The sequence below is a fragment of the Kitasatospora sp. NPDC048545 genome (genome assembly GCF_040651155.1).
Lineage (GTDB): Bacteria > Actinomycetota > Actinomycetes > Streptomycetales > Streptomycetaceae > Kitasatospora.
Map to the genome: position 1 here is coordinate 189,258 of NZ_JBEZIQ010000001.1, position 21,147 is coordinate 210,404.

Below are 21,147 nucleotides of genomic sequence, written 5' to 3' on the forward strand. Positions count from 1 at the left end.
CGAACGCCCATCCGACCGACACCCCTTCAACCTGGAGGCTCCCGTGGACAGCACTTCCAGCTCGAACGGCACCCAGCCCGCCCGCCGTCGACGACCGCTCCCGCTCGTGTCCGCCACGGCGGTCGTCAACGAGGACGTCGCCGTGCTGACCTCAGGCGCCCGGACCGCCGCCGAACGGCTCGGCTACCGCTACGCCGAACTCGCGCAGCAGCACCAGGTCCGGCACATGTTCCACCCGCTGCGGATGCTCCAGCAGAAGCCGGTGATCGACGCCTACCTCGCCGGGGAGGACCCGTTCCCCACCTCGGTCGAGATCGACCCGGCCAACAGCTGCAACCACCACTGCACCTTCTGCATCTACAGCAGCCTGCACTCCAAGGAGCGCAGCGAGCGGATGGAGCCCGAGCGGCTGCTCGGCCTGGTCGACGAGCTGGCCGGCCTGGGCGTGACCTCGATCCTGTTCGTCGGCGGCGGCGAGCCGATGACCCACCCGGCCACCGTGGACGCCATCGAGCTAGCGGCCTCCCACAGCATGTCGGTGGGCCTGGTCACCAACGGCTCGCGCGTCTTCCCCGACGTCGGGAAGCGCCTCAAGCAGGCCGCCACGTACGTGCGGTTCAGCCTGGACTCCTCCGACCCCGACGTGCACCTGAAACTGCACCGCAACGACGACCACCGGCAGATCATCGCGAACCTGCGGGCGCTGGCCGAAGCCGACGGCCCGTGCACGGTAGGCACCGGGTACTTCATCAACCCCGACAACGTCCACGACCTCGTCGCGGCTGGCCGGCTCGTCAAGGACACCGGCGCCGCGTACATCCAGTACAAGTCCTACTCGGGCGTCGAGATCCCGGCCGACCTGCACGAGCGGATGATCACCGAGCTCGACAAGGCCCTCGACCTCCAGGACGACACGTTCGACGTGCACATCGTCGACCGGATCTTCGACAACAACGTCCACCAGGTCCGCGGCTACACCCGCTGCCACTGGCAGCAGTTCAAGCCGGTCATCGGCGCGGACGGCAACGTGTTCCTGTGCGCCCAGAAGCGCACCCGCACCGAGGACGGCACCGGCATCGCCGGGGTCATCGGCAACATCACGGACCGGACCTTCGCCGAGGTGTGGCGCGGCGAGCAGCGCCGCCAGGTCCTGGCCGACCTGCAGCTCAAGGACTGCCCGTTCTGCGTCCACGGCAAGCAGAACGAACTCGTGGAATTCCTCGGCTCGTTCACCGCGCCGCACGGCTCCTTCTTCTAGCCCGCCAACCACAAGGGGTCACCATGTCCGACCGGAGCACGTCCGGCCCCGCCGGATTCGAGCAGATCACCACCACCGCCAAGCCGAGCCCGTACTCCTCGGCTACCAAGGTCCTCCACGCCGCGACCGGCCTGTTCCCCGGCCGCCGGCTGGTCCGCGAGGTCGACATCGCCCCGGCCCCGCACTCCCTGGAGGTCTACCTGACGATGCGCTGCAACGTCGCGTGCACCCACTGCTACGCGCAGGACCGCAACGAGGAGTACGGCTTCACCGACATGCCGGTGGAGATGGCGCAGCGCCTGCACGCCTCGATCGCGGCGATGGGTGTGCGCGGCATGCAGTACTGCGGCGGCGGGGAGCCGACCCTGTGGCGCGGGGGTGAGGTCGCCGACTACATCGCGGGCCTGGACCTGGCCACCACCCGCGCCGGGATGGCCTCGAACCTCGTGCTGGGCAAGGTGCTGGCCCGCCCCGAGGTCCTGGCCCGGATGACGTTCATCGAGGCCGCGGTGTTCGCCTACGACGACGCGAGTTACCAGGCGGTCGCCGGAGGCAAGAAGTCGCACAGCCGCATGGAGGAGTCGGTCCGGGCGATCCTCGCCGTCCGGGAGGCGGCCGACTTGGACGGGCCGAAGGTCAACGCGAAGGTGCTGATCAACAACGTCAACTACCAGTGGCTGGAGCAGATCTACGACTGGGCGGCCGGTGTCGGCTTCGACAACATCCACCTGCGGCTGGTCGACGACTACGAGGGCAAGGGCGGCTTCACCCTCGATGCCGAGCAGCGCGAGGAGTTCCGCGCCCACTTGACCCGCTTCTCCGCCGACCTGGGCCTGACGTCCTGGCAGCAGCAGATCGGGCAGATCATGGGCGACACCAACAAGGGCGCGAACGGAGCGCACACCTGGTGCTGGACCGTCGCCCGGGGCCTGAACTGCTGGGTCATCGCCAACGGCGAGGTCTACATCTGCGGACCGCAGTGGGGCCGCCAGGAGTACCTGATCGGCGACCTGCGCGAGAACAACCTGGAGGACATCTGGGGCGGCGAGAAGCACCAGCAGGTCGCCCGCAGGCTCATCTCCAACATGGCACTGTCCGGCTGCTACAAGACGGGGTGCCGCCACATCCACCAGAGCCGCGCCATCGAGGAGTGGGCCGACGGGGGCCTGCCGGACCCGGACCCGGCCACGTTCGAGACGCAGCACGGGTGGTTCCTGTGAGCAGCCCCCGCCGACGCCCGGACGTGGCGATCGTCGGCGCGGGCCTGGTCGGTCTGGTCATGGCGGAGCGGCTGACCGCGCTGGTCCCCGGGGTGCAGGTCCTGGTCGTCGAGTCCTCCGGGCGACTCGGTGGCCTGTGCGCCTCCCAGTGGAACGACCACCTGGGCGTCAATGTCCACCCCCGCGGCACCCACGTCCTGGCCACCAGCAGTCGCCGCGTGTGGGCCTACCTCACCGCGCACACCCGCGTCATCCCCTACCGGCACCGCGTCTTCGCCTCCTACCAGGGCGAGTTGATCCCGCTGCCCCTCGGGCTGGAGGCAGTGGAGGCGGTGTACGGCGGCGGGCTCGACCCGGACCAGGCCCGGCGCCTGGTGGAGACGGACACCGCGCCGTACCGCGGGAGGGTGCCGCTCACGGTCGAGGACGTGGCGCTCGCCAAGGTCGGACCCCGCCTGTACGAGGCGTTCGTTCACGGACACGTCTCCAAGCAGTGGGGCGTCGACCCGTCGAAGCTGGACCCGGAGGTCTTCACCAGCCGCTTCGGGCTCACCTTCACCCGCGACAACCAGTACCACCCGGGCAGTCGCTACCAGGGGCTGCCCGCCGGCGGCTGGGGGGCGATGCTGCACAGGCTCGCCGACCGGCCGGGCATCCGGATCGAGCTGGGACGCCAGGCCACCGCCGACGACCCGCCCGAGTACACCCGGGCCTGCGTGGTTACCTCGCCGATCGACCAGTGGTTCGGCTTCGACCAGGGAGTGCTGGAGCGGCGCAGCCTGGCGGTGGAGTGGCGGCGGACCGAGGTGCGCGAGGCCCCCCGGGCGGCGACCGTCACCTACCCCGACCCGTCTGTGCCGTACTACCGCACCCACGCGCCGGCGCTGCTGCCGGGCGGCGGAGCGACCGTCACCAGCTCCAAGTCCCTGGTCGGGTACGAGCGGCACGGGCCCGGCGAGTACCAGACGGACTTCGTCCTGCGCAGCCCGGCCAACAAGGTTCTGGCCGACGCCTACCGGCGGCACGCCAAGCACCTGGCCGCTGGCGGTCTGCTCTTCGCGGGCCGGGGCGCCACCTTCTACGACGACATGGGCACGAGCATCGCAGCAGCCCTGACCTGCGCCACCGCCTTGTCCCGCCGACTGCGCCACGCCTGACCGAGACTGAGAGAGGGGACCTGACGCCCATGGGCCGCACCACCGTGACGATCCACCAACCGCACTACCTGCCCTACCCCGGGCTGCTGGACAAGGCCGACCAGGCGGACCTCGTCATCTGGCTGGACAACGCGGCTTTCTCCAAGGGCGGTTGGCACAACCGTAACCGGATCAAGACCCACACCGGGACGGCGCTGCTCACCGCCCCCGTGAGCCGGGCAGGGGCGCTCACCGGGGAGATCCGCGAGATGCCGCTGGATGCGGCCCGCCGGTGGCAGGCCGTCCACGAGAGGACCGTGCGCCAGGCATACGCGCGGGCCCCGCACCTCCCCTACTGCGAACCGCTCCTGGACGTGCTCTACCATCGGCCGTGGCGCACCCTGGGTGAACTCGCCGACGCCTGCTGCTCGATGCTGATGCGCCTCCTCGGCATCCAGACGCCCGCCGTGGCGGCCAGCGGACTGGGGACCGTCAGCGCGGTGAAGAGCGCCCGGCTGGTCGAGCTGTGCCGCAGGGTGGGGGCCGACACCTACCTTGCAGGCGACGGATCGCGCTGCTACCTGGACGTCCAGGTCTTCGCGGACGCCGGGATCGACATCCAGTGGCAGGGCTACCGGCCGCCCAACTACCCGCAACTGCACCGCCGGCACGGCTTCGTGCCGAACCTCAGCACGCTGGACCTGCTCGCCAACACCGGGCGCAGCGCCCTCGACATCCTGCGCTCAGCCCGCACCCTCCCGGCAGGAGCCGCCGCGTGAGCACCTCACCACGCCGCGAGATCCCGCTATGGAGGCCGCCCGCCCTCGACACGGCCGCGGCCCTGGACGCCTTCGGCCAGCTCCTGGACAGCGGACGGTTCCGGGACGGCCGCCACACCAGCGGTCTGGAGGAGCAGGTCAGCGGGTTCTTCGGACGCCCGTGCGTCGCGGTCGGCAGCGGCATGGACGCCCTCGAACTCCTCCTGGAGGCGGTCGGCGTCCGGGAGCGGCGGGTCCTGATCCCCGTGCACGCCTTCCAGGCGATCCCGGCCCTCGTCGTCCGCCTCGGCGGGTACCCCGTGCCGGTACCGGTCGACCCAGCCAGCCTCGCCCCCACGCCCGCCGTCACCGGCCGGGCGGGACGAGGCGCCGTTGTCATCTGGATCCACCACACCGGGATCGTCGCCACGCACGCCCGAGCCACGATCGAAGCCCTGCGCGGCCAGGGCACCACCGTCATCGAGGACGGCGCTTACCTGCTGCCCGCCGACCCGCACGGCCCCGGAACGTGGGGCGACGCCGCCCTGCTGTCCTTCGCCCCGACGAAACCCATGTCCGCGACCGCGGGCGCCGCCGTCGTCACCGGCAGCGAGGAGACCGCCCACCTCGTGCGAGTGCGCCGCACCCACTCCGGAGTCGAACACCGCTGGCAGGAAGGCGACGTGCTCTGCCGGAACCGGTCGCTGACCGAAGCCGACGCCCTGATCGCCGGCCAGCAGTGGCAGCAGCGCGCCAAGATCGCCGATGGCCTCCAGCGTGTCCAGCACGCCTACGCCCACGCCCTGCTGGCCCGCCGACCCCGTCTGTTGCCGGTCGGCCGCCAGCCGCAGCCCACCTGGGGCCGCTACCTGGTCGACCTGGGCCCGCACACCGCCACCGACGTCCGCCACCGGCTCGCCGCGCACGGCATCGCCACCTCGATCACCGCCCCGGCCCCGTGGACGGCCTACCCGGCCCTCGCCCCGTACCGGACGCCGCGCCAGAGCGATGACCTCCAGCCGCTGCTGAGCCGGACCCTCGCCCTGCCCTACCACCCCGCGCTGCCCGACCACGACGTGCAGTACGTCGCGGACCGCCTCCTCGAAACCCTCGACGACCACAAGGAGCTGCCATGACCACCACTGCGATCCTCCTCGCCGCCGGGCACGGCACCCGCCTGGGCCAGGACAAGCCGACGTTCGAACTCAACGGCGAGTCCCTGGTCCGCCGCCACGTCCGCCAGGCCCGCGCCGCCCACGTCGACCACTTCGTCATCGTCGCCAACCCCGCCAACACCCAGGCCGTCTACGAGCAGGCCCGCCCGGCGGTCGGCGACGTCCCGCTGACCGTGGTCCTCCAGGAAGGCCCCGACGCCCACGCCGCCGCGCTGACGGGCCTGCGCCGACTGTCCGCCGACTGCGAGCAGGTGTTCGTCTCCGGGATCACCGACATCGTCCCCGACACCGCGTACGAGCAGGTCGCCGCGGCCCTTCCCGGCGGCGGCATCGCGATAGCGTCCGCCGTCCTGGAGCGCACCTTCACCGGCGGGATGCTCGGCTTCCACCCCGGCAGCACCACCGACCTGGCCTGCATCATCGAACGACCCGAGGGCGGCTGCCCGCCCGGCCACCTGGTGAACATCTGGGTCCACCACATCTCCGGCCGCCAGCACATCGAGCGGATCACCGAGCTGACCGCCCACCACCGCGACTACGAGGACGCCGTCAACGACGCCCTCGCCGCCGGCACCCCCGGCACGGCCGTGGTCCTCCCCTGGTGGGAGGCCATCAAGGACCCGGCCAGCGTCCAGCGCGCCTACCTGCTGCTCGACCCGCCCGCCGCACCCGCCGCCTGACCCACCCCTGGAGCCCCGCCGTGTCCCGATCCCGCCGCAACACCGTCCGCCTCGTCGTCGCCGGAGGCGGCACGGGCGGCCACACCTACCCGGCGCTGACCACCGTGCAGGCCGTCCGCGACGTCCTCAACGAACGCGGCATCGCCCTCGACGCGGCGTGGTTCGGGACCAGCTCCGGACTCGAAAGCCGCATCGCCAAGGAGAACAGCATCCCCTTCCGGCCGCTCGCCGCTGGGAAGGTCCGCCGCTCGCTGCGCCCCGGCGCGCTCGCCCGTACCGCCCTCGACATGCTCAAGGTGCCGCTGGGCATCGCCCAGGCCATCGCCTCGCTCGCCCGCAGCCGCCCCGACGTCGTGCTGTCCACCGGCGGCTACGTGGCGGTCCCCGTGGGGCTGGCCGCCCGGCTGACCGGCCGGAAGCTGGTGATGCACGAACAGATCATGACGCTGGGCCTGGCCAACCGGGTCCTCGCCCGCTTCGCGACCACGATCGCCGTCAGCCACGCCACCTCCCTCGACTCCCTTTCCGCGCGCGTCCGCAGGCGGGCCGTCGTCACCGGCAACCCGATCCGGCCCGCCCTGCTCGGCGGCAACCGGGCCGCCGCCCACACCCACTACCAGCTCGACCCGTTCCTGCCGCTGGTCTACGTCACCGGCGGCGCCCAGGGCTCCGCGCAGATCAACCGGCTCGTCACCCAGATCCTGCCCGACCTCCTGGAGCACTGCCAGATCCTGCACCAGTGCGGCCCGGACAACCTCGGCCCCCTCCAGGCCGCCACCACCAGCCTGCCCGCCGCCCTCGCCGAGCGGTACCACCTGGTGCCCTACGTGTCCGGCAACCTCGCCGACGTGTACGCGGCGGCCGACGTCGTCGTGTCCCGCTCGGGCGCGGGCACGCTGGCCGAACTCACCGCGCTCGCCCGGCCGTCCGTCCTCATCCCGCTCGTGCCCACCGCCGGTCACGAGCAGCAGCGCGGCGCCGAAGCCCTCCAGGACGCCGGGGCGGCACTCGCCATGGTCGGCGACCAGGCGAGCGCCGAGCGGCTGCGTGAGGTACTGCTGCCGCTGCTCAAGGACTCCAGTCGGCTGGCGGACATGAGCCAGGCCGCCCAGCGGCTCGGCGCCCCGGACGCTGCCCGTCAGCTCGCGGACCTGATCATCGACCACACCTGGGCGGGGCACCACCGGTGAACCCCGCCACCGGCCACCTACACGCGGGGCCGCCCGTACTTCAGGAACACCGGGCCAGCCTGGCGCTCGCGCGCGGCGACAGCCTGCTCAAGGCGCCGGCCGTCCGGGGCGGCCAGCTTCGCCACGGCCTGCGCCAGCGGGAAGAACTGGAACCCGGCGAGTTCGTCGTCCTCGGGCAGGCGGACCTGCTCGCGCGCGGCGGCGTCCATCACTCCGCCGTCGAACACGAAGATCGTCTCTTCGAAGAACCGGCCGTCCTGCGGAATCCAGTCGACGACCAGGAGGTCCCCGACAGGCCACTCAAGACCCAGCTCCTCAGCGACCTCCCGGGCGCACGTCGCGTCCGGGCCAGCGTCGCCGCGGTCCATGCCCCCGCCGGGGAACAGCCACCGGTCCTTCCACTCTCCGGTGTGGTACGTCGGGTTGACGAGCAGCACCCGCCCGTCCTCGTCCGTGATCAGCGCGCCCGCTGCCATCGGCCACGTTGCCCGGACGTACCCGGGTGCGACCTCGGCGTGCCCCGGCGGCACTTCAACGCTCATGCCGAACTCCCCTCTGCCAGCACCGGAACCGCTCCGGTGCTCCTTCGTGGCCTGCCCCCGCGCACCACGAAGCCGGTCGTGCCCCGCTGCAACCGGGGCACGACCGGATACTCCCACGCCCGAACCGCACCAGGAGGAACGCCATCGTGACGACCGTCGAGGAACCGGGCGCGGCCTGCCACCCCGCGATCAAGACCTACGACATCCGGGGCCGTGCCGGGTCCGAGGTCACCCCGGAGCTGGCGCGCGCGACCGGAGAAGCCTTCGTGCACTTCCTCCAGGCGACCGAGGTCATCGTCGGGCACGACATGCGCCCGACGTCGCCCGAGCTGGCGCAGGCGTTCGCGGCCGGTGTCCGCTCGCGCGGCGCCGACGTGCTGTGGGCCGGTCTGACGGCAACCGACGTCATCTACTTCGCCTCCGGCACCCTGGGCCTCCCCGCCGCGATGATCACCGCCAGTCACAACCCGGCCTCGGACAACGGCATCAAGCTGACCCGGGCGGGCGTCGGCCCCATCGCCCGCGGCAGCGGCCTGGAGGAGATCCACTCCCTCCTTCACACCGGCCTGCCCGCCCTCGCCGCCGGCGCCCGCTCCGGCACGACGACGGGGGTCCAGCTCCAGGCCGACTACACGTCGTGCCTGCGCGGACAGGTCGACCTGGACCGCATTCGGCCGCTGCGGATCGTTGCCGACGCGGGCAACGGCATGGCCGGGCTCACCTGGCCGCCGCTGCTGGCCGGGCTGCCGGTCGAGATGGTCGAGCTGTACTTCGAACTCGACGGGACCTTCCCCAACCACGACGCCAACCCCATGGAGCCGGCGAACCTGCGCGACCTCCAACAGGCAGTGGTCGAACACGGAGCCGACCTCGGCCTCGCGTTCGACGGGGACGGGGACCGGTGCTTCGTCGTCGACGAACTCGGCCAGGCCGTACCGCCGTGCGCCCTGCTGGCCCTACTGGCCTGCCGCCACCTCGCGGACCAGCCCGGCGGGACGGTCGTCCACGACCTGCTGACCTCCCACGCCACGACCGAGACGATCCGCGAGCACGGGGGCGTCGCCGTCCGCTCCCGCGTCGGGCACGCCTTCGTCAAGGCGCAGATGCAGGCCACCGACGCGATCCTCGGCGGTGAGGCATCCGGGCACTACTACTTCGGCCGGTTCTGGCACGCGGACTCCGGTCCGCTGGCCGCCCTGCACACCCTCGCCGCGGTGGGCACTCAGCCCTGGCCGGCGTCCGAGCTGTTCGCCCCGTTCACCCGCTACGTCACCTCCGGCGAAATCAACATCCCGGCAGCCGACCCGCGGGCCACCGTCCACCACGTCGCCCAGGCGTTCCCCGGCGCCACCGACCTCCTCGACGGCCTGACGGTGACCTACGGGCCCGGCCGCTGGTTCAACCTGCGCGCCTCGAACGTCGATCCGGTGGTGCGGCTGACGATCGAAGCGGGCTCCCGCACGGACGTCGGCGACCTTCGCCGACGTGTCCTGAGTCTCCTTCCCGGCGGAGTCCACCAGGACTGACCAGCCGCCTCAGCGACCGCTCCACCCCGCTGCTGACCGCCGCCCGCCCCGGCCTCGCGTACCTCGCCGCCGCGATCCCACGGGTGTGCGTCGTCCCGGCCGACCCCGCAGCCCGCGGCGCTGCCGCCAAGTGGATCCTCCGGGAACCCCGCTGACCCAGCCCGCCCCGCCGGCGCGACCTACAAACGACGCCTGGACGCCCCGCCATGCCCGAACCCGAACGAAGGACCAACCGATGACCAAGCCCCAGCAGCCCGTCAGCACCGCCGAGAGCCCGCCCAAGCCGGACCCCGGCCGTTGGGCTCCAGCCGCGCCCGGCGCCGTCTACCGCGTCGTCCGCCGCCCCGCCGTCCAGCCCGGCCCCCGGTGACGGCCACCCCCAGGCCCGAGCTGCCCAGACGCGCCCGAGGCGAGCAGCTCCCCGGCGCGCACAGCACCCCGGCCACCACCGGCCTGGACCTGTTCCAGGCCCGCGTCCAGCCCGCCGCCCAGCTCCGCCGCCAGAACCTCTCCCACTTCCTGCGCCCCGCCAACGCCACTGAGGAGCAATCGAGTTGACCGCCACGAGCACCGTCATCTACTGGAACGTCGAGCACGGCAAGCACCTGGACGAGGCATGCGAGTGGCTGGCCAGCCAGAGGCCCGACCTGGTGTTCTGGGGTGAGCTCCAACCCGGCGACCAGGGCCGCGTGCAGGACGCCCTCGGCATGGCCGGCTACCTCGCCGCGCACACCCCCGTCAGCCCCAACCAGAACGCCATTTTCCTCCGCCCGGACGGCCCGTTCGAGTTCGCCGTCGAGCACACCGCCCAGCACCGCCGCGCCCCCTGGCACCCCAAGGCCAACCTGCAGGTCGCCATCCGCGACGAGCACGGCAACACCGGGCCGGGCCTGCTCGCCCTGGTGTGCGAGCACTCCTGCTACTGGTCACCGACGCTGCGCCTCATCGAAGCGGAGTGGTACAGCACCGTCTCCAAGGCAGACGGCCGGGTGCTGGCCATGGGCGACTGGAACTCCCCGCCCGTCGGGGAGGAGCCCGACCTCGCGCGCATCACCGACCTGCAGTTCCTGCACAACCGCACCTACCTGCACCCGACTCTCGGCCGTATCCCCGACACCCGACCGGACGAGACCATGGCCGCCGCCGGATACGTCGACCTCGCCCGGCACACCGCCGCCCGCAGCAGCGACCACGCGCCGCTCACCCCGACCGCCGGCTACCGCAACCCGGCCCAGGGCGGGGACCGCCGCATCGACCGGGCGTACGCCGACCCGGGAACCGCCAGCGCCATCACCTCCTTCGACGTCGTCCCGGGCCTGGAACACCTCAGCGACCACCGACCGATCCGCGCCGTGTTCGACCTCGACCGGCTGCGAGCCGTCGTCAACAACACCGCCACCGGCCCGCAGGCGGCAGCGGCATGACCCTCATGACCGAACCCGCCTCCCGGCGCGCTGTGTTCAACGCGGCGTGGGAACAGGGCTTCGACCCGGCTACGGCCGAGCTGATCGCCCACGGCTTCAACCACGTGTACCGGCTGCCGCGTGCCGGAGTGATCGCCAAGGTCCACCAACCCGGGACGAGCGCCGAAGCCGCGCACCGCCAGAACCGGATCGCGCTGTGGCTGCTGCGCAACGGCATCCCCGCCCCCCGCCCAGCCGGGCACACCACCCAGCCCGCCACCGCCGACCCGCTGCTCGTCACCTTCGCCGACGACCTCGGCACCGGCCCGGCCGCCAACCCGCACCAACTGGCCACACTGCTGCGCTCCCTCCACTCCCTGGAGGTCCCGAACGACCTCGACCTGCCGGCCATGGACCCGTTCCCGGAACTGGCCCGCCGGATCACCGCCCTGGCACCCACAGCGGTCAACGGCGAGCAGCGGATGCGGCTGCGCGTCCTCTTCGACGAGGCCCGCGAACGGTGGGCAGCTGCGGCGTGGCCAGAGCACCGGTGCGTCGTCCACGGTGACGTCGGCTGGGCCAACACGATCACCACGGCTGCCGGTCCGGCGCTCCTGGACTTCGAACGGGTCGCGGTCGGCTACGCCTGGCAGGACCTGGCCGCCGTGGCCTGGGACCGGGACGCGTTCGGCGGAAACAGCGCGGACTACGCGGAGTTCGCCGCGGCGTACGGCGTCGACGTGGTGCGGCACGACCGGGGCCGCACCTACCAGGCGATCACACGGCTGTCCGCTCTGACCGGCTGCGTGACCGCGCTCGAGGTCTCCGGGGCCCTGCCCCGGTGGCAGGAGGAGGCGGCGCTGCGGCTGGAGACCGTGCTGGCCGTGCCGTCGCCCCGCCTGCCCTGGAGCTGGCGTATGAGCTCGACGCTCGCCGTGGAGGCCACACGATGACCACCCCCGAACACCAGGTACTCGGCGACCTGGCCGCCGACACCGTCGCCCGTACCGGCATCCCCGTCCTCCTGCTCGCCGACCAGGAGGGACCGGCGACCATCACCGCCGCGATCGACGGCGAGCCCCGCCGCTACACGGCCACGACCGTCACCTACGCCGATGGCCTGCGCGGCGAGGTCCACACCCCCGGCGGCCCCACCCCGGAGGAGTTGGCCCGGCGCGCGCTGCCCGGCGGCCGGGCCGCCACCGACGTCTACCTCGCCACGCCCGGCCGGCTCACCGTCGGCGTCGAGGTACGCCACGACGGGCTGCTCGCCCGCGCCGGCACCTGGAACGGCTGGAACCTGCTGACCGTCACCATCGACCGTCGGCAAAGCAGCAGCCTCCCGGCGCTTCGCCTGGTCGGAGCGGACTCCCTGCCCACCGGACGGCCCGGCCGAGCCCTGGCACCGGCCGCAGCTCTCGAACCAGCCCCAACCCCGTCGAGGAGTATCCCATGAGCAACGCGAAGACCATCAGCTGGGAAGGCGGGCCGAGCGGCCTGGGCGCCGTCCAGCGCGTGTTCCTCGACCTCGCCGAGAACACCGCCCACTACAGCGGCTACCACCCGTCCCTGATCTGGGGGAACATCCAGAACCCCACGTACGTGCGGGCCGTGTTCGAGAACCTGCGCGCCATCTACAGCATCACCGACGAGGAGGTCGAGGTCGCGGTGCAGGCCCGCATTGAGCGGGGGAAGTTCCTCGGGCGGCCCGGATACATCTACGAGGTCGTGATGGGCGAGCAGGCACTGCTGACCCCCATCGGCGGGCGGGACGTGCAGCGCGGCCAGCTGGAGCGCCTGATCGCGGAACTCGACACCCCCGGGCTGCGCCTCGGCGTGATCCCCGCCCGCGCTGCGGTGCCCATCCACTCCACCGGCGGCTTCTCGATCTTCTCCGACCAGCAGCAGTCGGGCGGCCGTGTCGAGACCGAGGACCTGTCCGGTCTACGGACGATCACCGCCCCGGACGCCGTCGCCAACTACCGGGCCGTGCACGCCATGCTGCGCCAGGCCGCGCTGTACGGGGCCGACGCCCGCGCGCTGATCGAACAGGTACTGGACGAGACCTGAGGCCCAAGACGGCCCCACCACCTTCCCCGCCCGCCGACCAGACCACCCCGAAGGGAGCAGCTGATGACCAGCCTCACTCTCGCCGCTGGCCCGAGCAGAACAGCCATGATTCCCTTTCGGCTCCGCAGGGGCTCCTTCAGCACCAACCTGGCTACGCCCGGCCAGCAAATCCTGGGGGCGGAGGCTCACCACGGCGTGGTCCTCGCCCGCGCACGCGCTCTGGGGGACCGACCGGTAGCGACCCGCCGGCTGCCCGGCCCGCGCCTCGTCGGGGCTGGGCACCTGCCCGGGGGCCGCACCTGTGGGTTGGCGGCGCTCATCGAACAGGCGGCGGCGTGATTCCGCTTCCCGACACTGCCCCGTCCTCCGTCCTGGTGGTGCCTGGCCTTGCGGAGTTCGCCCGTGGTGGCCGTCCCGCGGTGCCCGCCAACGGCGACGGCAACCCGTGGGAGAGCGGCCTGTGCTGGCTCTACTGCGGTCAGTGGACCCGCGTGATGTGGATCGGCCCCGTCACCGTGGCCGCCGCCACGGCGCCCATGTATGCCTGCGCGCCGTGCATCCGCAAGCTCAACGAGCTGGTGTGGAACCACATCCTGCTCGTCGACACGGGCATCGGCAGGACCGAGCTTGCAGTGCCGACGGACAACGGGCCACCGGTGCTGGAAGCAAGCCGCTCCAGCCCACGTCAGCGGGCTCGCCACCGGCGCTCAACGGTCGACCGCTGGACACAGGGCTGGCGCGGCCGGGTCCGCGACCGTGAGCAGCGGTGACCGACTGCAGGAGTGCACGCTCATCTCCCACCGAAAGGGCTTACTGGATGGCCGAGTTACTGACCGATCCCCGCGTCGGGCTGCCTGTTCCGTACATCGTCGCCTGGAGCCCCGAGACTCCGACCCCGCCGACGGTCGTGCGTCGGCACGGGCCGCAGGGGCAGTACCTCGGGTACGCGGACGAGCACCCCGGGGACCGCCACTGGCGCGGCTTCCTTCTGCCGCGGGAGACACTGGCACGAGGGCGCGGCCACGCCAAGTTCGCGTCCATCCACACCCGGCGTCAGATCCGCTGCATGCGGGACCTGCTGTGCCAGGTCTGCGCGATGCCCGCGCACGAGGACGGCGAGCGGTCGGCGGTGTTCCTCTTCGCGGGAACGGACCGTCCCGTCGAGGGCGCTGTCATCGCGATCCCACCCGTCTGCCCAACCTGCATTCCGACCGCCGTGAGCATGTGCCCCCGGCTACGCGCCGGGTTCACGGCGGTCCGGGCCCAGGACAGCCGCCCGTGGGGCCTCAAGGGGGTGGTGCACGATCCGCTGACCCTGGACGAGCTGTCCGGTGACGAACTGGTACCCGTGGCGTTCGACCAGCTGGAGCTGTGCTGGATGGTGGGCTATCGGCAGCTCAACTCGCTCCACGGCCTCACCGAGGCATCCGTCACCACCTGACCGTCACCGTCAACCAGCTTTGCCGGAAAGCATGTTCTCCCCAGGAGCGGCCTCAGACGATTCTTGATCGACATCCACCAACTCGCCGACAGCGACATGGATCCGACCTGATCGAGTGAGCCCGGCCGAGACACGCCGGACACCTCGTGACCGCACTGCCAGGATCAGGGTCCGCACCAGCGACCCCCCGTCGCAGCCTGCCAGCCCGGCACCGCTGCGACCCAGGCATGCCCCCGCTGGACCCGCCACACCGGCGGGTCCAACGACCCGGCCTGCCCGCGCACCTGCCGCCTAGCCGCCGAACCAGGGAGCAACGTGACCAAGACCCACCCCGAACCGACGCCGGCCGCCGCTACGGCCCAGCCCGCCGCCGAGGAACACGCGGAGGAGTTCCGCACCCAGTACTACGGAGACAAGCGGAAGGAAGCCGGGGAGTCGATCTCCACGGGCGCGATGGTGCGCCGCCTCCCGCAGCTCGTGCGCCGCGCACTGCACCTGGCGTGGGCCGCCGACCGGCGCTCCACCGTGCTGCTCCTGATCTGCCAGGCCGCGTCCGGGATCTTCGGCGCCCTCGCCCTCTACGCCACGACCGGCACCCTGGCGGCTCTGCTGCGCCCTGGGCCTGTCACCGGTCATCTGCGGGCCGCCGCCCCGTCGCTGACCATCCTCACCGCCTCTGCTGCGCTGCGCGCCGTCCTGGCCGTCGCCGTGACCACGTTGTCCGGCAGGGTCGCGCCCCGCATCAACCGCGAGGCGGACATGGCACTCATCGAGGCCGGGTGCTCGGCCGAACTCGCCGCCTACGACGAACCGTCCTACGGGGAGCGGTGGGAGGCCGCCGACCGGGGAGCGGCCACCACCCCGGACCTGCTGACCTCGGCGCAGGACGTCATCGCCTCCACTGTTTCGCTGGTCGCGGCGGCGGGGGTGCTGGCCACGCTGAACCTGTGGCTCGTGCCCTTCCTGCTCCTCGGCTCGGTGCCCACCGGTGTGGCTGCCGTGCGCGCCGCCCGCATCCACTACCTGGCGTCCGTGACGACCGGTGAGGAGCGGCAGGCGCTGCGGATCTACCGTTGGTACCTGATCGACAAGGGACGGGCTGATCAGGTCCGCTCTGACCAGGTCACCCCGCACATGATGGCCAAGTACCGGCACACCGAGGCGCGGATCGCCGCTGCGACCGACCAGGCAGGCCGTGAGGCGGCGAAGGTGTCGCTGCTCGCCGCGGTCGGCACCGGCGCCGGGTCCGCACTGATCTGGGGCGCGCTGCTGTACCTGGTCTCCACCGGCCGGATCGGTCTGGCCGCCGCCGGATCCGCCACGTTCGCGCTGCGCACGGCCGGCAACGGCGTGCAGGGCATGGTCGGTAACGGTGCCCGCCTCTACCGGATGGGGCTCTTCCTCGACGACTTCTTCCAGTTCCTCGACGAAGCCGGCGGGCACCGCATCGCGCGGGGTGACGTGCTGCCCGGGGCGCCGACGAGGATCGAGGTCAAGGCCCTCACGTACACCTACCCCGGTGAGCAGCAGGAGCCGGCACTGCGCGGCATCGACCTGACCCTGACGGAGGGGGAGATCGTCGCGGTGATCGGGCAGAACGGCAGCGGCAAGTCGACGCTCCTGAAGCTGCTGTCCGGCCTGTACATCCCGCAGGACGGCGGCGGGTCGATCACGTGGGACGGCGTGCCGGTCGGCGACCTGGATGCCGACGCGATGTGGTGCAACGTCGCCCGCGTCCCGCAGGAGTTCGCGCGCTGGCCGCTCCCCGCGTCCGAGAACGTGCACCTCGGCCACCACGATGGCGACCCGAACGCAGACGTCGCGGCGGCAGCCGCACTGACCGGCTTCGATGAGATGGTGACCCGGCTGCGGTCGGGCTGGCGGACCCTCCTCGCGCAGGGCTGGCAGGGCGGCGCGGAGCTGTCCGGCGGTGGCTGGCAGCGCGCGGCGGTCGCCCGCGCCTTCTACCGGACCACTCGCCAGCCGGGCCTGCTGATCCTCGATGAGCCGACCAGTGACCTCGATCCGCGCGCTGAGCACAAGATCCTCCACGCGCTGCTCGGTCTGCGCGAAGGCCGGATCACCCTCCTGGTCACGCACAACCTCGCCAACGCCCGTCTCGCTGACCGGGTCGTCGTCATGGACGAAGGCCAGATCGTGCAGATCGGCACCTGGGATGAGCTCGCCCACCGGAGTGACGGTCTGTTCCGTGAACTCCTCGACCTCCAGACAGACCGGTCCGTGCCGGCGCCGCGCACCGCCGCCGAGTAGCGGCCTCGATCTGATCAGGCGTCGGCCGCCGCCCTACCGGCGCGGCCGACGCCCCCGCCTGACCAACGACCCCAACCACCTTCGGAGGACCGATGACCCTGCCGAGTACTACTCCGACCCCTGCCGGCGCCGCCACGACCAACCACGACCCGCTCGCCGAAGGGGGCCGGGTCCGGACCGCGACCGCCGCAGGCGTCTACATCCCCTGCGCCGGGAAGGTGCTCCTCGTGCACCACGCAATGTCGGACACCTGGGTACTGCCGGGAGGCAAGGCGGAGCACGAGTCGCCGCGCCAATGCGCCGAACGCGAAGCCCGCGAAGAGCTCGGGGTGCCCGTGACAGTGCAGCGCCTGCTAGCCGTGCACCACCTCACCGGCGCGAAGCCGATGTTCCCCGGCGCCCAGACCATTCCGGGCGCCTACCCCTGCAACATCATGATCTACCTCGGGGAAATCGACGAGGCCGACACCGACCGGATCAAGGTACCCAGCGACGAGCTGCACGGCTGGGCGTGGAAGGACCCCAAGGACGCCGCCAGCAGCGGCCACATGGAGGAAACCAACGCCGCGGGCCTCCTCGCCTGCGCCCGCGCCTTCCGCACCGGAGGCGTCGCCTACCTGGAGGACGGCACTGAGCTGCCGCCACCCGCGCCGGAGAAGGACGAGCCGGATGCCCTGCTGCCGGGCGGTTCCCGAATCGACCTGTCCCAGCCGAGTACCGCCCGGATCATCGAGGCACTGGCAGGAGGAACGAACTGCTACAACGCCGACCGAGCCGTGGCCGACGACCTCCTCAAGGCCGCGCCCTGCCTGCCCCAGATCGTCAAGGCCGAACAGGCCTACCCCTACCGCGTCGTCGAACACGCCCTCGCCCTGGGCATCCGCCAGTTCCTCGACCTGGGCACGACCCTCCCCCCGGAGGGGCCGTCCGATGAGGACTACGAAGACCGGCTTCTGCACCACCGGGCCCGGCTAGCAGGCGCGGACGCGGACGCGCTCCGCTTCCTCTACGTTGCCAACGACCCGGTCGTGATGGCCTGCGCCAAGACCTGGCTGGACGACTGCGACGCATCCCACGTCATCGAAGCCGACTTGAACAACACGGCCGCAGCCCTCGCCAGGATCGCCCGGTTCCCGTACCTGGACCTGAGCCGACCGGTGGCCGTGACGCTGCACGGCGTTCTGCACTGGATGAACGACGACGAGGTCACCGCCGCGATGACCGCGCTGCGCTCCACCCTGGCCCTGGGCAGCGTCGTGTCCATCAGCCACGCCACCGCCGACGCACACCCTGCGCAGGCAGCCCGGGTCGGCGCGCGCCTGACCACGGCCGGGTTCACGATCCGCCCCCGCAGCCGCGAGCAGGTCCGCGCCCTGTTCGACGGCCTTGAGCTTCTGGACCCTGGCGTGGTCCACACCGATGCCTGGCACCCGCAAGGGCCGGTGCTCGGTCTGCGGGCCAGCTGGGCAGGGGTGGCGGTCAAGCCCGACCCCGACCGAAGCACCCGGTCCTGACGCAGCCTTGCGGCACAGCCGCCGTCGGTCGACGCCTGGCCGCACCGTTCCCCTGCACCTCGAACTGCCCCTCTGGAGAGATCGCGTGGACTTCAGCTCCTGGCCGCGACTGCTGGTCATCGATTCCGAGGGCAACGGCGCCTCACCACCGGATCTGGTGGAACTCGCTGCCGTACCGATCGTCAACGGGACCGTGCTGCCTGCGGAGATCAAGACCGCGCTCGTCCGGCCGCCCACCCCGATCAGCCCGTTCGCGACCAGCGTGCACCACATCTCCAACGACGACGTGGCGGGGGCGCCCCGCTGGGAGAGCATCGCGGCAGGGGTGCAGGCCGACCTGGACGGTGTGTGGATCGCGGCGCACAACGCGGCCGTCGACTACAACCTCCTGATGAGACATCTGCCGACCTGGGCGCCCCTCGGCGTGGTCGACACGCTGAGGCTCGCCCGTGCTGCCGTGCCCGAGGCACCCCGGCACACCCTGGACGCGCTGCTCACTCACACCCGAATCGACACCCGCACGGTGCGGGGAGCACGGCACCGGGCCGGGTACGACGCTCACGTCACCGCGCTGCTGCTCCTCACCCTGGCAGACCAGTACGCGACGTGGGACGACCTGGTCGAAGTCGCGGTCCCGCCGAAGATGCCCGGCCGGCCGGCGGCCGCGAGCAGTGGGCCAGAGGAGCCGACGCTGTGGTGAACTCGGTGCCCGGGGCGGTCGCTCCGGTGTGTCCCGTTGTCGGTGGTATGGGCCATCATGCGGGCCATGGCTGAAGACGAGGCGCCCGCATCGGCGTCGGGTGACGATCTGGAAGACATCCTGCCTCCCTGGGAGGGCGACCTCCTCGCAGAGTTTCAGGGGCTCGCTGGGACTGTGAACCCGCAGCGCCGCGGGCTGCAGCTGGAGAAGCTTCTGGAGCGAGCCTTCCAGCGGGCGCATTTCCGGGTTGTGCGCAACCCCGCTGCCGCGAAGCCCCGACAGACCGACCTGATGGCGTCATCGCGGGACGCCCGGTACTTGATCGAGTCGAAGTGGGAAAGCAAGCCGATCGATGTCGCCACCTTGGGCGGTCTCCGGGAGCGCATGGAGAGGGCTGGCGGCCCGGCAATCGGTGTTCTTATCAGCGTCTCTGGCGTCGCCAAGGGCTTCGATGTCGAGGTGGTGTCCCGCAAGGACAAGGGCTTGGTGGTGGTCTTCGACGAGACCGACATCCGGCAGGCGCTCGCAGACCCGAACGACTTGGTCCGGCTGCTCAGTCTCAAGTACGAACAGCTCGTCGTTCACAGCAATCTGCACCTCGGCGGCCTCGCTGCGGCGAAGCGGACGAAGCAGCGTCGTCGTCCGGTTGGGGAACTACCCGTCACCCGGATGAAGCTTGTCGGGTTGGACGGTGAGCCGCTGAGCGCGATCCCTGGGGCTGGCTTCTTCACGCCGATGACGTTCTCGCTGGAGCTACCTGACATCGACTGGGTGCCAGCCGGGGGCGTAGGGGTGGCGCTAGACATGCCGGTGCCGGCCAGCGACGAGGCGGGCGTGGTCAAGCTGCTGCACGAGCTGCACGCGATGGGCTGGACCACTGGCAGGTCGCAGTGGGTCATCCAGCAGTGGGGCCAGAGCTGGCACGGTGTGGGTGCCGAGGAATTCGTCTCGGCGCTCGGAGACTGGAAGCAGCGGGAAGCAGCGGTTGAGAAGCCGCATCACAGCGAGAGCTTCGTGTACTTCGACGTGTGCGACGGCGGGTTCTACTCCATTACAGCGGACCTGTCGTGTTCCCCGGGACGGCGGGCGTTCCCCTGCAACGTGTCGTTCCAGCTGAGTGGAGTTCCACTGGACGCTTCCCCTCTCCAGCACCTCTACGAGCTGTTCGACGTGTCCCGCAACGGCTACTTTCGGCCGCTGCCTGGGAAGTCCGTGGACCGGACGATGTGCGTGCCGCGGCGAGTCCCGCTCGACGTCGTCGGGTTCGTGCACCAGCCTGGTCGCCGGGATGACGACGAGTGGGTGGTGGGCGTGGTCGCGAAGAACCCGTTCGCCCCGATTGGGGCACTGCCAGAACCGTCCGGCTGGCCGTTCAACTCGGAGGAATCGGGGCTGCTCGTCTGCAGCCTGCGCAGCCACCACCAGCCGAAGGACGCCAAGGACAGCTACTTCCTGTGGTCCTGGGAGCATGCCCGGACCACAGACGCGAGCGTGGTCCGCGTCGTTGCTGACTGGTGACTACGCCTGCTGATCTGTCGCCAATGCCATGGGTGACCATCGACGCCCGGGCTGCTCCTCGGAGACCGCCGGGTAGAGGTAGCCGCCGAGGGGCAGCCCGCGTTCGGGTATGCCGGTCAGGGGTTACTGCCCTTCGGCGCGGACATCTTCGTCGGTGAACGGCGGCCACCAAGGGTCGGCAGCGGCAGGCTGTTCCTCCCACTGGTGTTCGCCGTCGCGGTGCGGCATCGGGCCGGTGCCGTCTGCGCGTTCGCGGTGGCCCCGCGGGCGCAGGCAGGTTCCTGCGTCAGGGCCTGCGTGGCCGCAGGTGGGCCAGAGACCGAGTCGGTGAATCGGCTGATCAGTCATGGCGGCGACGATAGCGGGCCGGGTGGTTTGAGGGGGGTGCGGGCGGGTTCGGAGGAGGGTGCGGTGGGGGCCGTTTACTGTCCTCATAGGTAACTGTCCCAAACCCCGGTTCAGGACAGTTATCAACAGTTTGTTGAAGGCGTGTTTCTGGGCGCCTGAGCACGTGGACGGAGATGCCCGTGGGCCGACACCGCAGACCCCCCGAACCGGCACTTCCCGACGACGCCGACCAGCTGCTCGACGCGATCGCCGCAGGGCAGCCGATCGTCGAGGAAGGCGTCGTGCTCCTGCCCGGCAGCACAGTCCCGTACGGGTACCGCAACGAGTACCGGCCGGACGGGACGGTGCGCCGCGAACTCGTCCGCCTCGCCCCCGGCCCCGCCTGACTGGCTGGCAG

General features: G+C 71.5%; 22 protein-coding genes. 21 read left to right on the top strand and 1 reads right to left on the bottom strand.

The genetic code is table 11. The features are described 5' to 3' along the window. Positions 1–43: 43 nt before the first annotated feature. The 7 genes from AB0D10_RS00940 to AB0D10_RS00970 are packed head-to-tail and all read left to right on the top strand — an operon-like array spanning position 44 to position 7,417. Positions 44–1,258, top strand: coding sequence for a radical SAM protein (locus AB0D10_RS00940; protein ID WP_360249027.1), 1,215 nt, complete (start codon positions 44–46; stop codon positions 1,256–1,258). Between the two features lie 23 nt (positions 1,259–1,281). Then, complete coding sequence (locus AB0D10_RS00945) at positions 1,282–2,478, top strand: radical SAM protein (protein ID WP_360249030.1); 1,197 nt, start codon at positions 1,282–1,284, stop codon at positions 2,476–2,478. Continuing rightward, positions 2,475–3,635 (top strand): UDP-galactopyranose mutase, encoded by a 1,161-nt coding sequence (locus tag AB0D10_RS00950; protein WP_360249033.1) that lies wholly within the window; start codon positions 2,475–2,477, stop codon positions 3,633–3,635. The genes AB0D10_RS00945 and AB0D10_RS00950 overlap by 4 nt, the downstream gene beginning before the upstream one ends. A gap of 29 nt (positions 3,636–3,664) precedes the next feature. Next, positions 3,665–4,393, top strand: coding sequence for a WbqC family protein (locus tag AB0D10_RS00955; protein WP_360249036.1), 729 nt, complete (start codon positions 3,665–3,667; stop codon positions 4,391–4,393). Then, a complete protein-coding gene (locus AB0D10_RS00960; protein ID WP_360249039.1) occupies positions 4,390–5,508 on the top strand; it encodes a DegT/DnrJ/EryC1/StrS family aminotransferase in 1,119 nt (372 codons plus the stop codon). Before AB0D10_RS00955 ends, AB0D10_RS00960 begins: the two co-directional genes overlap by 4 nt. After that, entirely contained in the window at positions 5,505–6,227 is a 723-nt protein-coding gene (locus AB0D10_RS00965) for a nucleotidyltransferase family protein (protein WP_360249042.1), read from the top strand. Before AB0D10_RS00960 ends, AB0D10_RS00965 begins: the two co-directional genes overlap by 4 nt. 20 nt (positions 6,228–6,247) lie before the next feature. Then, entirely contained in the window at positions 6,248–7,417 is a 1,170-nt protein-coding gene (locus tag AB0D10_RS00970) for a UDP-N-acetylglucosamine--N-acetylmuramyl-(pentapeptide) pyrophosphoryl-undecaprenol N-acetylglucosamine transferase (RefSeq protein WP_360249045.1), read from the top strand. A 17-nt stretch (positions 7,418–7,434) separates the two neighbouring features. Here the strand turns inward: AB0D10_RS00970 and AB0D10_RS00975 are convergent, their stop codons facing one another. Then, positions 7,435–7,959, bottom strand: coding sequence for an NUDIX hydrolase (locus AB0D10_RS00975; protein ID WP_360249048.1), 525 nt, complete (start codon positions 7,957–7,959; stop codon positions 7,435–7,437). 146 nt (positions 7,960–8,105) lie between these two features. Between AB0D10_RS00975 and manB the strand changes: the two genes are divergently transcribed. The 14 genes from manB to AB0D10_RS01045 all read left to right on the top strand — a co-directional run bounded on the left by manB (position 8,106) and on the right by AB0D10_RS01045 (position 21,136). Further along, positions 8,106–9,485, top strand: coding sequence for a phosphomannomutase/phosphoglucomutase (gene manB, locus AB0D10_RS00980; RefSeq protein WP_360249051.1), 1,380 nt, complete (start codon positions 8,106–8,108; stop codon positions 9,483–9,485). A gap of 235 nt (positions 9,486–9,720) precedes the next feature. Next, positions 9,721–9,855 carry a hypothetical protein gene (locus tag AB0D10_RS00985; protein WP_360249054.1) on the top strand — a complete coding sequence of 45 codons (135 nt, stop codon included), beginning with the start codon at positions 9,721–9,723 and terminating at the stop codon, positions 9,853–9,855. Beyond that, complete coding sequence (locus AB0D10_RS00990; protein WP_360249057.1) at positions 9,852–10,043, top strand: hypothetical protein; 192 nt, start codon at positions 9,852–9,854, stop codon at positions 10,041–10,043. The genes AB0D10_RS00985 and AB0D10_RS00990 overlap by 4 nt, the downstream gene beginning before the upstream one ends. Then, positions 10,040–10,909: an endonuclease/exonuclease/phosphatase family protein gene (locus tag AB0D10_RS00995; protein ID WP_360249060.1), complete on the top strand. Its 870-nt coding sequence runs from the start codon at positions 10,040–10,042 to the stop codon at positions 10,907–10,909. The genes AB0D10_RS00990 and AB0D10_RS00995 overlap by 4 nt, the downstream gene beginning before the upstream one ends. After that, positions 10,906–11,841 (top strand): phosphotransferase, encoded by a 936-nt coding sequence (locus tag AB0D10_RS01000; protein WP_360249063.1) that lies wholly within the window; start codon positions 10,906–10,908, stop codon positions 11,839–11,841. Before AB0D10_RS00995 ends, AB0D10_RS01000 begins: the two co-directional genes overlap by 4 nt. After that, a complete protein-coding gene (locus tag AB0D10_RS01005; protein WP_360249066.1) occupies positions 11,838–12,344 on the top strand; it encodes a hypothetical protein in 507 nt (168 codons plus the stop codon). The genes AB0D10_RS01000 and AB0D10_RS01005 overlap by 4 nt, the downstream gene beginning before the upstream one ends. After that, on the top strand, positions 12,341–12,958 hold the full coding sequence (locus AB0D10_RS01010) for a DUF5753 domain-containing protein (protein ID WP_360249069.1): 618 nt from the start codon (positions 12,341–12,343) through the stop codon (positions 12,956–12,958). Before AB0D10_RS01005 ends, AB0D10_RS01010 begins: the two co-directional genes overlap by 4 nt. A 377-nt stretch (positions 12,959–13,335) precedes the next feature. Beyond that, the gene (locus tag AB0D10_RS01015; RefSeq protein ID WP_360249072.1) at positions 13,336–13,728 is read left to right on the top strand and encodes a hypothetical protein; all 393 of its coding nucleotides are present in this window, start codon (positions 13,336–13,338) and stop codon (positions 13,726–13,728) included. Between the two features lie 47 nt (positions 13,729–13,775). Next, positions 13,776–14,399 (top strand): hypothetical protein, encoded by a 624-nt coding sequence (locus tag AB0D10_RS01020; protein WP_360249075.1) that lies wholly within the window; start codon positions 13,776–13,778, stop codon positions 14,397–14,399. Between the two features lie 315 nt (positions 14,400–14,714). Then, positions 14,715–16,670, top strand: coding sequence for an ABC transporter ATP-binding protein (locus tag AB0D10_RS01025; protein ID WP_360249078.1), 1,956 nt, complete (start codon positions 14,715–14,717; stop codon positions 16,668–16,670). 92 nt (positions 16,671–16,762) lie between these two features. Continuing rightward, on the top strand, positions 16,763–18,184 hold the full coding sequence (locus AB0D10_RS01030; RefSeq protein WP_360249081.1) for an SAM-dependent methyltransferase: 1,422 nt from the start codon (positions 16,763–16,765) through the stop codon (positions 18,182–18,184). An 85-nt stretch (positions 18,185–18,269) separates the two neighbouring features. Next, positions 18,270–18,884: a 3'-5' exonuclease gene (locus tag AB0D10_RS01035; protein WP_360249084.1), complete on the top strand. Its 615-nt coding sequence runs from the start codon at positions 18,270–18,272 to the stop codon at positions 18,882–18,884. A 66-nt stretch (positions 18,885–18,950) separates the two neighbouring features. Then, positions 18,951–20,402 carry a hypothetical protein gene (locus tag AB0D10_RS01040; RefSeq protein WP_360249087.1) on the top strand — a complete coding sequence of 484 codons (1,452 nt, stop codon included), beginning with the start codon at positions 18,951–18,953 and terminating at the stop codon, positions 20,400–20,402. Positions 20,403–20,929: 527 nt separating this feature from the next. Further along, a complete protein-coding gene (locus tag AB0D10_RS01045; protein ID WP_360249090.1) occupies positions 20,930–21,136 on the top strand; it encodes a hypothetical protein in 207 nt (68 codons plus the stop codon). Positions 21,137–21,147 lie beyond the last annotated feature (11 nt).